Origin of the sequence: Lacimonas salitolerans (assembly GCF_042677865.1) — a bacterium.
Taxonomy (GTDB): Bacteria; Pseudomonadota; Alphaproteobacteria; order Rhodobacterales; family Rhodobacteraceae; genus Lutimaribacter; species Lutimaribacter salitolerans.
This window is the reverse complement of sequence record NZ_JBHUDD010000157.1, coordinates 21,173-34,616: the sequence shown is the minus strand read 5'-3', so window position 1 is coordinate 34,616 and position 13,444 is coordinate 21,173. Positions and strand designations below refer to the sequence as shown.

Annotated in this window: 15 protein-coding genes; 10 read left to right on the top strand and 5 right to left on the bottom strand. The window is 63.3% G+C overall.

The window, feature by feature from the left end:
* Position 1 precedes the first annotated feature (1 nt).
* The 4 genes from rnhA to ispH are packed head-to-tail and all read right to left on the bottom strand — an operon-like array spanning position 2 to position 2,510.
* Positions 2-460: a ribonuclease HI gene (gene rnhA / locus ACFTOW_RS18310; protein ID WP_379918429.1), complete on the bottom strand. Its 459-nt coding sequence runs from the start codon at positions 458-460 to the stop codon at positions 2-4.
* A 39-nt stretch (positions 461-499) separates the two neighbouring features.
* The gene (locus ACFTOW_RS18305; protein ID WP_379918427.1) at positions 500-1,105 is read right to left on the bottom strand and encodes a class I SAM-dependent DNA methyltransferase; all 606 of its coding nucleotides are present in this window, start codon (positions 1,103-1,105) and stop codon (positions 500-502) included.
* Positions 1,102-1,551 (bottom strand): DUF3429 domain-containing protein, encoded by a 450-nt coding sequence (locus ACFTOW_RS18300; protein ID WP_379918425.1) that lies wholly within the window; start codon positions 1,549-1,551, stop codon positions 1,102-1,104. The genes ACFTOW_RS18305 and ACFTOW_RS18300 overlap by 4 nt, the downstream gene beginning before the upstream one ends.
* A gap of 2 nt (positions 1,552-1,553) precedes the next feature.
* Positions 1,554-2,510: a 4-hydroxy-3-methylbut-2-enyl diphosphate reductase gene (gene ispH, locus ACFTOW_RS18295; RefSeq protein ID WP_379918423.1), complete on the bottom strand. Its 957-nt coding sequence runs from the start codon at positions 2,508-2,510 to the stop codon at positions 1,554-1,556.
* Positions 2,511-2,627: 117 nt separating this feature from the next.
* Between ispH and ACFTOW_RS18290 the strand changes: the two genes are divergently transcribed.
* The 3 genes from ACFTOW_RS18290 (at position 2,628) to ACFTOW_RS18280 (ending at position 6,181) form a co-directional block, all read left to right on the top strand.
* On the top strand, positions 2,628-3,443 hold the full coding sequence (locus ACFTOW_RS18290; RefSeq protein ID WP_379918421.1) for a cobalamin B12-binding domain-containing protein: 816 nt from the start codon (positions 2,628-2,630) through the stop codon (positions 3,441-3,443).
* Positions 3,444-3,625: 182 nt separating this feature from the next.
* A complete protein-coding gene (locus tag ACFTOW_RS18285; protein WP_379918419.1) occupies positions 3,626-5,695 on the top strand; it encodes an ATP-binding protein in 2,070 nt (689 codons plus the stop codon).
* A gap of 30 nt (positions 5,696-5,725) precedes the next feature.
* A complete protein-coding gene (locus ACFTOW_RS18280) occupies positions 5,726-6,181 on the top strand; it encodes a c-type cytochrome (RefSeq protein ID WP_379918417.1) in 456 nt (151 codons plus the stop codon).
* Positions 6,182-6,188: 7 nt separating this feature from the next.
* Here the strand turns inward: ACFTOW_RS18280 and ACFTOW_RS18275 are convergent, their stop codons facing one another.
* Positions 6,189-6,761, bottom strand: coding sequence for a LabA-like NYN domain-containing protein (locus tag ACFTOW_RS18275; protein ID WP_379918415.1), 573 nt, complete (start codon positions 6,759-6,761; stop codon positions 6,189-6,191).
* A 130-nt stretch (positions 6,762-6,891) separates the two neighbouring features.
* Between ACFTOW_RS18275 and folK the strand changes: the two genes are divergently transcribed.
* The 7 genes from folK to ACFTOW_RS18240 all read left to right on the top strand — a co-directional run bounded on the left by folK (position 6,892) and on the right by ACFTOW_RS18240 (position 13,444).
* On the top strand, positions 6,892-7,461 hold the full coding sequence (folK, locus tag ACFTOW_RS18270) for a 2-amino-4-hydroxy-6-hydroxymethyldihydropteridine diphosphokinase (RefSeq protein ID WP_379918413.1): 570 nt from the start codon (positions 6,892-6,894) through the stop codon (positions 7,459-7,461).
* A 75-nt stretch (positions 7,462-7,536) separates the two neighbouring features.
* Positions 7,537-7,896 (top strand): DNA-directed RNA polymerase subunit omega, encoded by a 360-nt coding sequence (rpoZ, locus tag ACFTOW_RS18265; protein WP_379918411.1) that lies wholly within the window; start codon positions 7,537-7,539, stop codon positions 7,894-7,896.
* 29 nt (positions 7,897-7,925) lie between these two features.
* Entirely contained in the window at positions 7,926-10,058 is a 2,133-nt protein-coding gene (locus ACFTOW_RS18260) for a RelA/SpoT family protein (protein WP_379918409.1), read from the top strand.
* A gap of 15 nt (positions 10,059-10,073) precedes the next feature.
* Positions 10,074-10,736: a DUF2062 domain-containing protein gene (locus tag ACFTOW_RS18255; protein WP_379918407.1), complete on the top strand. Its 663-nt coding sequence runs from the start codon at positions 10,074-10,076 to the stop codon at positions 10,734-10,736.
* 38 nt (positions 10,737-10,774) lie between these two features.
* On the top strand, positions 10,775-11,527 hold the full coding sequence (locus ACFTOW_RS18250) for a pyridoxine 5'-phosphate synthase (protein ID WP_379918404.1): 753 nt from the start codon (positions 10,775-10,777) through the stop codon (positions 11,525-11,527).
* A complete protein-coding gene (locus ACFTOW_RS18245; RefSeq protein WP_379918403.1) occupies positions 11,524-11,985 on the top strand; it encodes a nucleoside deaminase in 462 nt (153 codons plus the stop codon). The genes ACFTOW_RS18250 and ACFTOW_RS18245 overlap by 4 nt, the downstream gene beginning before the upstream one ends.
* Before the next feature lies 1 nt (position 11,986).
* Positions 11,987-13,444, top strand: coding sequence for an alpha/beta hydrolase (locus tag ACFTOW_RS18240; protein WP_379918401.1), 1,458 nt, complete (start codon positions 11,987-11,989; stop codon positions 13,442-13,444).

The following is a 13,444-nucleotide window of genomic DNA, read 5'->3' as shown; positions in this document are numbered from 1 at the left end:
GCTATTTGCCGGGTTTGAACGGGGCCATGCCTGCGCGGGCCAGCTCATCTGCGCGCTCGTTCTCGGGATGGCCGGCGTGGCCCTTGACCCATTTCCACGTCACGTCGTGCCGGTCCTGCGCCGCGTCCAGCCGTTGCCAGAGATCGACGTTCTTGACGGGCTTTTTGGCCGAGGTTTTCCAGCCGTTCCTTTTCCAGCCGTGAATCCAGCCGGTGACGCCATTCTTGACGTAGGCGCTGTCGGTCACGATGGTGATCTGCGACGGTTTCGACAGGGTTTCCAGCGCGTGTATCGCGGCCAGCAGTTCCATCCGGTTGTTCGTGGTTTCGGCTTCGCCACCCGATAGTTCGCGCTCTTTCAGCGTTGTCTCGTCGCGCATGGCGCGCAGCAGGACGCCCCAGCCTCCGGGGCCGGGATTGCCGGAACAGGCACCATCGGTAAAGGCGATAAGCTGAGTCATGCGCGCATCTAGCGGAGGCGGCGGAGGGGGCGCAAGGGTTTAGCCGCGTTGCGCGCGGATTGCGATCCACTCGGCCATGACACCATCCAGCCCGGGGTCGCGCCCGGTGACCTGCGATTGCGGCACAAGGCCGGTGGCGCGCAAGAGGTCAGACAGGTCCTGGGGCTGGTAGTAGGTGTAGATGCGGCCAAGGCTGTCGCGGGCGCTGCCGTGGCCGGTCTTGACCGCGATGTGAACCTGTCCCGACGGGCGCAGGGCGGTGTGGATGGCCGTCAGTATCCCGGGCAGGGCTGCGCGCGGGGCGTGCAGCAGGCTGAAATTGGCCCAGACGCCGTGATAGGCCGCGCTGTGCCCCTCGGCCACGAACGTGTCGAAATCGGCCTGGCGGGCGCGGACGCCGGTGCGGGCGTTGGCCTGTGCGACCATCGCGGCAGAGGCATCCAGCGCCTCGACCTGCAGACCGCTGGCGGCCATGTGGCCCGCGTCGGTGCCCGGCCCGCAGCCCAGGTCCAGAACGCGCGCGCCGGATGGCAGTGCGGCGATGAACTCTGACAGGATCGGATCAGGGGCCTGAGTGGCCGTGACCCGGGCATAGTCGGCGGCGCGGGCATCGTAGACGCGCAGGGTTTCGGGATCGCCGCTCATACCAGCGGCACGGCGAGGCAGGCGACCACCACAACGGTCAGCATCACGCGCAGTGACAGCCACCAATCGGGGGCCAGGCCCTGTTTCCAGAACAGCCAGTCCAGACCAAGCAGGCCGATAAAGCCGGCGATCAGGCTGATGCCTGCGCTGGTCGGGCCGCCTCCGGTCATGAAAAAGGCCCAGAGCGCGGGGATGACGGACAGCGCATAGCCGGTGCTGGCCACCATACCGGTGGCGCGGGCGGCAAACCCCCAGAGCACCCCGGACATGAAGGACATGATGATGGCCCCGTAGAACAGACCGACATAGGGCCCGGTCAGGCGGGACCCGATGGTGCGCACGCTCCACATCGCGAGGTCGGGAAATGCGGCGGTGATCGCGCCCCAGACAAAGGGGATCAGGCCGGCAAGCCCCAGCAACAGGGCAGAGCGGGGGATATGTGCCATGCTCACGCCTGTTCGCGCAGTACGCGGGGGACCTTGAAATTCACCCGTTCCTGCGCGGTTTCGACGATGTTCACCGTGACGTCGTACCGCGTGCGGAAGGCATCTATCACCTCGTTCACCAGAACCTCGGGGGCGCTGGCACCGGCGGTGATGCCAAGGGTTCCGACACCCTCCAGCGCGCGCCAGTCGATATCGTCTGCCCGTTGCACCAGTTGCGCATAGGCGCATCCGGCGCGCGCCGCGACCTCGACCAGCCGTTTGGAATTGGACGAGTTCGGGGCGCCCACCACCAGCAGGGCATCGCAGAGCGGCGCGATTTCCTTGACCGCGTGCTGGCGGTTCGTGGTGGCGTAGCAGATGTCTTCCTTGTGCGGGCCGACGATGGCGGGAAAGCGCGCCTGCAAGGCGGCGACCACGTCGGCGGTGTCGTCGATCGACAGGGTGGTCTGCGTGACAAAGGCCAGCCGGGCCGGATCGCGCACCTGCAACCCCGCCACGTCCTCGGGGGTCTCGACCAGCAGAACCTCGCCCTGCGGCAGTTGGCCCATCGTGCCGATGGTCTCGGGGTGGCCCGCATGGCCGATCATCACGATCTGCAATCCCGCCTCGGCGTGGCGCTCGGCCTCGATATGAACCTTCGAGACAAGCGGACAGGTCGCATCGACAAAGACCATCTGCCGCGCCTGCGCTGCCTGGGGCACCGATTTCGGCACGCCATGGGCGGAAAAAATGATCGGGCGGTCGGCGGGGGCATCCTCGATCTCTTCGACGAATACCGCGCCCTTGTCGCGCAGACCGTCGACGACGTATTTGTTGTGCACGATCTCATGCCGTACAAATACGGGGGCCCCCCATTTTTCCAATGCCATTTCAACGATCTTGATCGCACGGTCCACACCGGCGCAGAACCCGCGCGGCGCGGCAAGGTGGATCGTCAGGGGGGGCTTGGTCTGGGTCATCATCATCTCCGGCCTTTGGGGCAGAGGTAGGGGAATGTAGGGCTTGCGTCCAGTGCAGCCTTGATTTGCTTTTTGGCCGGGCTACTCATTTCGTATCCCAAAGTATGCAAGTGGGCCATGACCAGTTTCGACGACGAGTTCCTCAGGAAGTCTCAAGAGCGCGTGAGCGCCTTGCAAGAGCGTTTCTCACAAGGGGCGCTTGAGGATCTGGCGCGTGAGGTGATGACCCGCATGGCCAAGCGCGGTCAGACCGGGCAACCGGCAAAGAGCGCGAACCCCGAGCCTGCCGATATCGATGCCTTGTGCCATGCGCTGGTGGCGCAAACCCCGATGGGGGCGAATGCGATGATGATGGATTTGCAGGCCGAGGGCTATTCGCTGGACCTGTTGTATTCGCGCTACCTGGCACCGGCGGCGGAACGTCTGGGCGCGATGTGGGATACCGATGACCTGACCTTCATCCAGGTCACGCTGGGCGTAGGCCGCATCTATGATCTGGTGCGGCTGTTGCGCGATCAACTGCCGCCCACGCGGATCACCCGGGCCGAACCCGTCCTGTTTGCCAGCGTGCCCGGCGATCAGCACGGCGTCGGGATCGAAATGGCGGCGGAACTGTTTCGCCAGCACGGATGGGATGTGAGACTGCTCGTCGGGGCAAGCCACGATCAGATCCTTGCCGAGATCGACCGGGTGGCCTGTCTGGTCCTTGGCCTGTCCTCGGGCGGGCGCGAGACAGCCGAGGCGCTGGCGCGGCTGATCCATGCTGTGCGCGTGGTGCATCCGAAACTCTACATCATCGTCAGCGGCAGGATCGTGCTGGACGAGCCTGATCTGGTCGACCTGATCGGGCCGGACAGCGTGGCCGCCACGGTGGATGACGCACTTGCCACGATGGAGCGACTGCTGGGGGATACGAACCGCGTCGGCTGCTGATTGCCACCCGATTGCCGTGGACCCAACGTCGGTTTGACCAGCGTTGACATCCCTATATAGGGTAAAGCCATCGCATCGGGTCAAACGGCATGGCAGGTTAGGCATTGGGCAGCACGACAGTCTCGCCGTCCGACGGCCATACGCGGATTATCCATACCGTAACGGTGACATCCTGGGTGGTCATGACCGTGTGCGTCGCCTGGTGCATTCTGGCGGCTGCCACGCAGCAATGGGTGATGTTGTGGATTGCGGCGTTTGTTCTGGGGTTCACCGCGCTGTCATTGCTGCTGGTGCGCAACGGGCATGACCTGATCGGGCGATTGCTGTGGTACATCTGCGGAATCCTGGGGGTGACGGCAGGTGTTTTCATCGCGCATCCCGAAGGCCATGTGGCGACGCTCTATGTGGCATTGCTGGGCGGGCCGTTTCTGACCTTTTCGATACATCGCGAGCGCGTCTATCTGGTGGCGATGGTGATTGGCGTCTTCGTGGTCTGGGGTGCGACGCGCGTCATGGGCCACGACTACTTTGGCCCGCCAGTGCTGGATGCGGATTTCGCGCGCGATTATGTCTCGCTGTTTGCCGTGGGAACGACCTTTCTGGTGGTCACCTTCGAGATGGGCGTCTTTGCCTTTCTCATGACCCGGTACATCGACGATCTGCGCGCCTCGCGCGAGGTGGCAGACGAGGCCAATCGTGCGAAAAGCGAATTCCTGGCCGCCATGAGCCACGAGATCCGGACGCCGATGAACGGCGTGGTCAGCATGGTCGAGATACTCGAGAATACAGAGCTGACGGCGGATCAGCGTCGCATCCTGCATACGGTGCAGGAGTCGTCGGATTCGCTGTTGCGCATCATCGAGGACATTCTCGACATGTCGCGGATCGAGGCCGGAAAGCTGGATCTTGTGGAAGAACTAGCCGACCTGCTGCATATCGTCGAAGCGGCGGTGGATACGCTGCGCTCCTATGCGGACTCGCAAAATGTGTATGTCAGCCTGCATTACGATCTGACGCTGCCGCAACAGGTCACATGCGATGCCGGGCGGTTGCGGCAGGTCTTGCTGAATTTGCTGGGCAACGCGATCAAGTTTTCCCGGCGGCCGCCAACCCTGCCCGGTGGGGACGTGCGCCTGTCTGTGCAGCGCGACGGGGCGGATCAGTTGCATGTCACTGTGACCGACAATGGCATCGGCATGAGCGAGGCAACACAGATCAACCTGTTTGAACCGTTTCGCCAGTCCGAGGACGTAGCTTCGCGCCGGTTCGGTGGCTCGGGTCTGGGACTGTCGATCGTGCATCAACTGGTCACCAAGATGCGCGGCAGTGTCAGTGTTCACAGCACGCCGGGCGCAGGAACAGAGTTCACCGTCCATTTGCCAATGTCACATCCGCAGGGCGCGCTGGATCTGCCCGATTGCAAGGATGCGACTTTCTTCGTCTATCGCCCCGGCGACTGGCAGCGCGATGTCTGGGATCGCTATGCGGCCGCCTGTGGCGGCCAGCTTGAAGTGCTTGGAAACCGCGACGAGTTGTGGGCAATGGGCGTTGCAGCATCCGGCAGGGCGGTTTTCATCATCGATATGAAGCTGGACTCTCGCGCAGAGCAAAAGGCCATGCTGGATGATTTTTGCGCCGCATTTCCGGCTGCGCGCACTTTGTTGCTTTGCCGGGATCGCGGTGCGCCGACCGGTCTGCTGGCCAATGGCGCGGTCGCGGTGCAGGCGGCGCCCTTGTTGCCGACGGACCTGTGGACGGCCTTGCGAGAGCTGTGCCAATTGCAACCCGGCAAGGTGGTGGGCAACACGCTGATCGAGGCGGCTGTGGTCCCCGGCCGACCCCTGCGCATTCTTGTCGCCGAGGATAACGAGATCAACCAGATCGTCATCCAGCGACAGATCGAACAACTGGGTCATGTTGCAAACATCGTGTCGCACGGGCGCGCGGCGCTGCGCGAATGGCGCGCGGGTGGGTGCGACATCGTTCTGACCGATTGCCAGATGCCAGAAATGGACGGCTTTGCGCTGACGCGTGAAATCCGTGCCGCGGAAAGTGTCTTGGCGAACGCCAAGGCCACCCCGATCATTGCGATCACGGCCAATGCGCTGGAGGGCGAGGCCGAGCGGTGCCTGGCGGCGGGCATGGACGGGTATCTGGCCAAGCCCGTCAAGCTGTGCGAGTTGCAGGCGATGATCGACAAGCTGACCGGAAAAGCCGCACAAAACGTGACGGATCACGGGGATGTTGGTTGAGCGAAAGGCCTGTCCAAGTCAATTTGAGACATGCGAATTTTTTCTGCCAGATATGCTGCACTGACCCTTGCGAGTCTTCTGCCTGCGGCCGCAGTTGTGGCGGACCCGCAGGGGTTGCTGCCCTATCGCGATGCAGATGCCGTGGCGCAGGGTCAGGCGCTGTATGCTGATCACTGTGCCGCGTGCCACGGAGCCCGGCTTGAAGGCGAACCGGACTGGCGTGCGCGTGACGAGGACGGGTATCTGCCTGCGCCGCCCCATGACGTGACCGGCCACACATGGCACCACCCGGACGCGCAGCTTTTTGACATCACCAAATACGGGATCGAGGCAATCGTGGGAAACGGCTATAAAAGCCGCATGATGGGATACGAGCATGTTTTGAGTGATGACGAGATTCTGTCGATCCTCGCCTTCATCAAAAGCACGTGGCCCGAGGGCGTGATCGCCCGCCATGACCAGTTGAACCGGGTGGCAGGCAATTGATCAGCGTTCAACCCGCCTGGTAGGCAGCGGATTCACGGGTGGTTCCCATTTCGCGCGGCGGACGACCGATCACTTCCTTCAATTCATCCAGTTCGATGAAATTGTCGGCCTGACGGCGCAGTTCATCCGCGATCATCGGCGGCTGGCTGCGGATCGTCGAGACGACCGACACCCGGACACCCTGCCGTTGCAGGCTTTCGACCAGAGGGCGGAAATCGCCATCGCCGGAAAACAGCACGATATGATCGACACGCGGGGCAAGCTCCATGGCATCGACGGTCAATTCGATGTCCATGTTGCCCTTGACCTTGCGGCGGCCCTGGCTGTCGGTGTATTCCTTGGCGGGTTTCGTCACCATTGTGAAGCCATTGTAATGCAGCCAATCCACAAGGGGTCGAATCGGGGAATATTCATCATTCTCCAACAGGGCCGTATAGTAAAATGCGCGCAGCAACTTTCCCCGGCGCATGAATTCCTGCCGGAGAAGTTTGTAATCGATGTCAAACCCCAGCGCTTTGCCTGCGGCATACAGGTTCGACCCATCGATGAACAGCGCGAGCCGTTCGTCTTTGTAAAACATCAACGTTCCTTCCGATTGTGCCCGAACCTTTGTCCGTGAGTGTAATGCTGGTCTCAGGCGTGGCGTTTAAAATACGAGTATCGGAAATGTCCTGCAAGGGCGCAAACACTCTAAAAAGCATAGGTCGGCAATGACTTTCGATCAACTGTCTTTGATCGCCTTAGGCGCGAATATGCCCTTGGAGGGCAAAACACCACAGGTTGTCCTGCGCCGGGCGCTGGCGGTTCTGGCTGATCGGGGGGTCGTTGTCGAGGCGTTCAGCGGCCTGTATCACACCCCTTGTTTCCCGCCCGGCGCGGGGCCGGATTATGTCAATGCAACCGCCGCGCTGCGCAGCAACCTGTCCCCCGGCGGGCTTTTGGATTTGCTCCACGAGGTTGAAAAAACCTTTGGTCGTGAACGGCTTGACCGCTGGGGCACCCGTACGCTGGACCTTGACTTGCTGGCGGTGGATGATCTGGTCCTGCCCGATGACAGCACCTTGCGCCGGTGGATCGACCTGCCCGCAGACCAGCAGCGCATTCAGGCCCCTGACCGCCTGATCCTGCCGCATCCCAGGATGCAGGACCGTGCTTTCGTGCTGGTGCCGCTGCAAGACATCGCGCCGGGCTGGATGCATCCCGTTCTCAAGAAGACGGTGGCACAGATGTGCGCGGCCTTGCCGCAGCCAGATCGCGACTCGGTCGTGGCGATGACGTGAACGCCCTTGTCATTTTCCCTTTGATGCGTTAGGCAGCGGCTTTCTGACCCGTCCAAGATGATCGGAGTGCCCTGAATGGCCCGCGTGACCGTAGAAGATTGTGTTGACAAGGTTCCCAACCGGTTCGAACTGGTGATGCTTGCCGCCCACCGTGCGCGCGAGATCTCGGCAGGCTCGGCTGTCACGGTTGACCGCGACAACGACAAGAACCCTGTCGTGTCCCTGCGCGAGATCGCTGAAGAGACCCAATCGGCCGATGAACTGCGCGAGCGTCTGATCGAAGCGAATCAGACCCAGATCGAGGTTGACGAGCCCGAGGATGACTCGATGGCGCTGCTGATGGGTCGCGGTGAACCTGCGGACAAGCCCGCCGATGATGACATGTCGGAAGAGAAACTGCTGCGCGCTCTTATGGAAGCTCAGGGTCAGGGCTAAGCCCGGGCCTGCCTGGGGATGCGGACAAGATGATTGCGGCCGACGACCTGATCGCCCTTGTCCGCAACTACAATCCGAAAACCAACGAAGACCTGATCCGCGCGGCCTATGATTTCGGCCGCCAGATGCACGAGGGGCAGTTTCGCCGCTCGGGCGAGGCGTATTTCACGCATCCCGTGGCGGTTGCCGCCATCCTGACCGAGCAGCGGCTGGATGATGCGACCCTGATCACCGCGCTGCTGCACGACACGATCGAGGATACCAAGGCCAGCTTTGCCGAGGTCGAGCGCCGTTTCGGCCGCGAGATCGCGGAACTGGTCGATGGCGTGACCAAGCTGACCAACCTGCAACTGTCCAGCACCGAAACCCAGCAGGCCGAGAATTTCCGCAAGCTGTTCATGGCCATGTCCAAGGATCTGCGCGTGATCCTGGTAAAGCTGGCCGACCGGCTGCACAACATGCGCACCATCAAGGCGATGAAGGTTGAAAAGCAGGTCAAGAAGGCGCGCGAGACGATGGATATCTATGCGCCACTTGCCGGTCGCATGGGCATGCAATGGATGCGCGAAGAACTGGAGGATCTGGCCTTCAAGGTGCTCAACCCCGAAGGCCGCGCCAGCATCATGCGCCGGTTTATCACCCTGCAAAAGGAAACCGGCGACGTGATCCCGCGCATCACGGGCGACATGCGCACCGAACTGGCCAAGGCGGGGATCGAGGCGCAGGTGTTCGGACGCGCCAAGAAGCCCTATTCGATCTGGCGCAAGATGCAGGAAAAGGACATGGGATTTTCCCGGTTGTCCGACATCTACGGATTTCGCATCATCACCGGATCGGAAATGGCCTGCTATCAGGCGCTTGGCGCGATACATCAGCGCTGGCGCGCGGTGCCGGGACGGTTCAAGGACTACATCAGCCAGCCGAAATCCAACGGCTATCGCAGCATCCACACCACCGTGTCGGGCCGGGATGGCAAGCGGGTCGAGGTGCAGATACGCACGCAGGCGATGCATGACGTTGCCGAAACCGGGGTCGCGGCGCATTGGTCCTATCGCGACGGCGTGCGCAGCGAGAACCCCTTTGCCGTCGATCCGGCCCGCTGGATCAGCGGTCTGACCGAGCAGTTCACCTCGGAAGAGGATCACGAGGATTTCCTCGAAGCGGTCAAACTGGAAATGTACACCGACAAGGTGTTCTGTTTCACGCCCAAGGGCGAGGTGGTCAAGCTGCCCAAGGGGGCCACGCCGATTGATTTCGCCTATGCCATCCACACCCGGATCGGCAGCGCCTGCGTGGGTGCCAAGGTGGACAGCATGCGCGTGCCGCTTTGGACCCGGCTGAAGAATGGCCAGTCGATCGAGATCATCACCGCCGAGGGTCAGACACCGCAGGCCACATGGCTGGACATCGCCACCACCGGCAAGGCGAAAACCGCCATCCGTCGTGCCCTGCGCGAGGTGGATCGCGAGCGGTTTTCCAAGCTGGGGCGAGAACTTGCCCGCGTGGCGTTCGAAAACGTGGGCAAGAAGGCGACCGACAAGGCGTTGGACACCGCGGCCAAACGGTTGCGCCTCTCGGACCGCGACGAGTTGCTGGCGCGGCTTGGCAGCGCCGAGCTGACCGGACGCGCCGTGGTGCAGGCGATCTATCCCGATCTGGCCCCGTCACCCAACGACGAAATCGACCGCAATCGCGCCGTCATCGGCCTGTCGCCCGACCAGAGCTTTGACCGTGCGCCGTGTTGCCAGCCGTTGCCGGGTGAACGCATCGTCGGAATCACCTTTCGGGGGCGCGGCGTGGTGGTGCATTCGATCGACTGCGAGGCGCTCAGCGCCTATGACGAACAGCCCGACCGCTGGCTGGACCTGCATTGGCACGGCGGCAGCCATCCCGCGATCCATACCGCGACGCTGGATCTGACCATCGGCAACGATGCCGGCGTGCTGGGGCGCATTTGCACATTGATCGGCGAGCAGAAGGCCAATATCTCGAACCTCGAGTTCGTGGATCGAAAGCCCGACTTCTTTCGTTTGCATATGGACGTCGATCTGCGGGATGCCGAGCATCTTCATTCGGTTGTTACGGCGCTTGAGGCAGAAAGCGATGTTGCAGCGGTCAGCCGGGTCCGCGACCCGATGCGGCTGACCGCGCAGAGGAACTGACAAAGGGGCCTATTGGTGGTTTTCAAACGCAGGGACAGAAGGCCGATCTGGAAGATCCTGCTGGAGTTTTTCTGGCCCCGCGGTGGATGGCGGCGCGCGGCCACCTACGTGCGACATCGGCTCAGCCGCCTGCCCGACCCGCCACATCGGATCGCACGCGGCATATTCGTGGGCGTGTTCGTCTCGTTCACGCCATTTTACGGGCTGCACTTTCTTCTCGCCGCTACCTTGACGTGGATCATGCGTGGCAACATCATCGCCGCGCTTCTGGCGACCTTTTTCGGTAATCCGCTGACCTATGTTCCGATCGGGGTGGTCAGTCTGAACACTGGCTACTGGCTTCTTGGCATGAACGCCCGGTCGGAACCGGATCTGCATGTGACGCTGGGAAAGAAGTTCGTTGATGCCGGTGCCGATCTGCAGGCCAACCTGATCGCCGCGTTCAGCGACCGTGACGTGGATTGGTCGCGGCTGACCCTGTTCTATGACGAGGTGTTCTTTCCCTACATGATCGGCGGGATCATTCCGGGCATCGTGGCGGGGCTGGTGTGTTACTACATCAGCGTGCCGTTGATCAGTGCCTATCAGAACCGTCGCAAGGGGGCGCTCAAGGCCAAGCTGGCGGCCTTGCGCAAAAAGCGTCAATTGGCCACAGACGAGAAGGCAAGGCGCGACTAGCTTGCCAATACAACGGGTTGGAAACGAAAGGACATCCGATGGAGCCGCTGGGAAAACTGCGTCTGGGCGTGAATATCGACCATGTGGCGACCGTGCGCAACGCGCGCGGCGGGGCCTATCCTGATCCGGTGCGCGCCGCCAAACTGGCCGAAGAGTCCGGGGCGGATGGCATCACCGCCCATCTGCGCGAGGATCGCCGCCACATCACCGATGGCGACATCGACGCGCTGATGCAGGCGCTGACCGTGCCGCTGAACTTTGAAATGGCCGCGACGGACGAGATGCAGGCGATTGCCCTGCGCCACAAACCGCACGCCGTCTGCCTTGTGCCTGAAAAACGCGAGGAGCGCACAACCGAAGGCGGGCTTGAGGTAGCGCGCGAGGAAAACCGGCTGGCCCATTTCATTGCTCCCTTGCGCGATGCGGGCTGCCGCGTGTCGATCTTCATCGCCGCCGACCGCGCCCAGATCGAGGCGGCGAACCGCATCGGCGCGCAGGTGATCGAACTGCACACCGGCGCCTATTGCGATTTCCATGCCGAGGGCCGCTTTGACGAGCGCGATACCGAGCTGGAAAAGATGCGCGACATGGCGGCCTTTGCCCATGATCTGGGGCTTGAGGTGCACGCGGGCCACGGCCTGACCTATGACACGGTGCAGCCGGTGGCGGCCTTTCCGCAGGTGATGGAGCTGAACATCGGTCATTTCCTGATCGGCGAGGCGATCTTTCGCGGGATCGGTCCGGCGATTGGCGAAATGCGCCGCCTGATGGATGCGGCGCGCGCGGCATGACCGCACCATCGGATCTTGAGGCCAGCGTGCTGGAGCAGATCGTGGACTGGGCGCTGGAGATCGCGCAGACCAAGGGCACGCCGGTGTTTACCGCCGCCATCCTGAAGGACAGTGCAGAACTGTGCCGCGCGGAGAACCGCGTGGCCGCCACATGTGACCCCACCCGCCATGCCGAGGTCGAGGCGATCGCCAAGGCCGGCGCGATGCTGGGCACGCCCGACCTGTCGGGCTGCACCCTGATCGCCTCGTGCCAGCCGTGCGAGATGTGTCTGGCCGCGATGCGTTGGGCGCGGATTGACCGCGTGGTCTTTGCCGCCACGCAAGAGGCTGTGGGAGGCGGATTTTTCCAGTTTCCCGCGTTGGGCATCGCCGATCTGCACGCCGCCAGCGGCGCGGCCTTTACCTGGCACGGTGGCCATGCGCAGGCCCTTGCCTTGCCGTTGTACAAGGGGGCCTAGTATGACGCGCGCGGGCTGGATCGTAACGGTGCTGGCCTTGGCTCTGGGCGCATGGGCGCTGTGGGTGCTGGAAACCGCGCGAACGGGCGTGCAGGTCACGCGGGTCGATGTGGGCCAGACCCCGGTGACACGCTATGCCCGCGCCGATGCCGACGGGCCGCCCGTTGTGGTGGCGCATGGGTTTGCTGGATCGCGGCAGATCATGCAGGCCTATTCGCTGGCCTTGGCGCGTGCGGGATACGAGGCATACGCCTTCGATTTCCTGGGCCACGGGCGCAACCCGGTGCCGATGTCGGGCGATGTGTCCGATGTCAGCGGCACGACGCAGCTGCTGGTGGATCAGACCCGCGCGGTTCTGGCCGCCATCGGTGCCGACAGCCCTGTTGCGCTGGTCGGCCATTCCATGGCCACCGACATTCTGGTGCGCGTGGCCGAAAGCACCGAAGGGGCCGAACCGCTGGTCCTGATCTCGGCCTTTTCGCAGGCGATCTCCCCCGACGCCCCCGATCAGACGCTGCTGGTCGCCGGTCAGTGGGAGCCGGGCCTGCGCGAGTTCGCCCTGCGCATGGCGCGGCAGGTCGATGCCGAAACGGCAGGGGACGAGACGGTCAGTGGCAATGGCATCACCCGCCGCATGGTGACGGCCCCTGCCGCCGATCACGTGGCGATCCTGCACAGTCGCGTGGCGCTGGCCGAGACGGTTGCTTGGCTGGATCGCGCCTATGGCCGCACCAGTGATGTCAGCATCCCGCGCACCGGCTGGGCGTTGCTGGCCCTGTTGGCGGCGTTGGTGGCGCTGTCGCTGCCGCTGGCCCGCCAGCTGCCCGACCGCGCCATTCCGCCATCACCGCTGCGCACGGGGCCTTTCGCGCTGGCCGTAATCCTGCCCGCGCTGGTGGCCCCGCTGCTGGCGGTGCCGCTTAATCCCAAGGCGCTGCCGGTGCTGGTGGCGGATTACCTGGCGCTGCACCTGTGCCTGTACGGTCTGGTGCAACTGGCGATCCTGTGGCGGCTGGGTCGCCGTCCCGGGGCGTTGATGCCGCTGGCCGCCCTTGGCCTGCTGATCTGGGGGCTTGGCGTGTTCGGCTTTGCGCTGGATCGGTATGGCGCGAATTTCTGGCCGGGCGCAGGGCGGGGCTGGATCATCGCCGTGCTGGTCCTGGGCGCGATCCCCTTTGGTCTGGGCGACGCCACACTTGCCCACGGCAGCCCGGTTTGGCAAAAGATCGTGGCGCGCATCGGCTTTTTCGCCTCGCTCGGGCTGGCGGTCGTTCTGGATTTTCAGGGGTTGTTCTTTGTGCTGATGATCGTGCCGGTGATCTTGCTGTTCTTTCTGGTCTTCGGCACGATGGGGCGTTTCGTGGCCACTCGGGCCGGTGCCACGGCGCCGGGTCTGGCGCTGGGGGTGATCCTGGGCTGGGCGCTGGCGGTCAGCTTTCCCTTGTTCACGGCGGGTTAG

Bases quoted from the DNA above. Each gene is read 5' to 3' on its own strand.
- ACFTOW_RS18285 (WP_379918419.1), top strand. From the start codon at position 3,626: ATGACCGTGTGCGTCGCCTGGTGCATTCTGGCGGCTGCCACGCAGCAA.
- ACFTOW_RS18300 (WP_379918425.1), bottom strand. From the start codon at position 1,551: ATGGCACATATCCCCCGCTCTGCCCTGTTGCTGGGGCTTGCCGGCCTG.
- ispH (WP_379918423.1), bottom strand. From the start codon at position 2,510: ATGACCCAGACCAAGCCCCCCCTGACGATCCACCTTGCCGCGCCGCGC.
- ACFTOW_RS18305 (WP_379918427.1), bottom strand. From the start codon at position 1,105: ATGAGCGGCGATCCCGAAACCCTGCGCGTCTACGATGCCCGCGCCGCC.
- ACFTOW_RS18275 (WP_379918415.1), bottom strand. From the start codon at position 6,761: ATGTTTTACAAAGACGAACGGCTCGCGCTGTTCATCGATGGGTCGAAC.
- ACFTOW_RS18245 (WP_379918403.1), top strand. From the start codon at position 11,524: ATGACCGCACCATCGGATCTTGAGGCCAGCGTGCTGGAGCAGATCGTG.
- rpoZ (WP_379918411.1), top strand. From the start codon at position 7,537: ATGGCCCGCGTGACCGTAGAAGATTGTGTTGACAAGGTTCCCAACCGG.
- ACFTOW_RS18240 (WP_379918401.1), top strand. From the start codon at position 11,987: ATGACGCGCGCGGGCTGGATCGTAACGGTGCTGGCCTTGGCTCTGGGC.
- ACFTOW_RS18260 (WP_379918409.1), top strand. From the start codon at position 7,926: ATGATTGCGGCCGACGACCTGATCGCCCTTGTCCGCAACTACAATCCG.
- ACFTOW_RS18250 (WP_379918404.1), top strand. From the start codon at position 10,775: ATGGAGCCGCTGGGAAAACTGCGTCTGGGCGTGAATATCGACCATGTG.
- rnhA (WP_379918429.1), bottom strand. From the start codon at position 460: ATGACTCAGCTTATCGCCTTTACCGATGGTGCCTGTTCCGGCAATCCC.
- folK (WP_379918413.1), top strand. From the start codon at position 6,892: ATGACTTTCGATCAACTGTCTTTGATCGCCTTAGGCGCGAATATGCCC.
- ACFTOW_RS18280 (WP_379918417.1), top strand. From the start codon at position 5,726: ATGCGAATTTTTTCTGCCAGATATGCTGCACTGACCCTTGCGAGTCTT.
- ACFTOW_RS18290 (WP_379918421.1), top strand. From the start codon at position 2,628: ATGACCAGTTTCGACGACGAGTTCCTCAGGAAGTCTCAAGAGCGCGTG.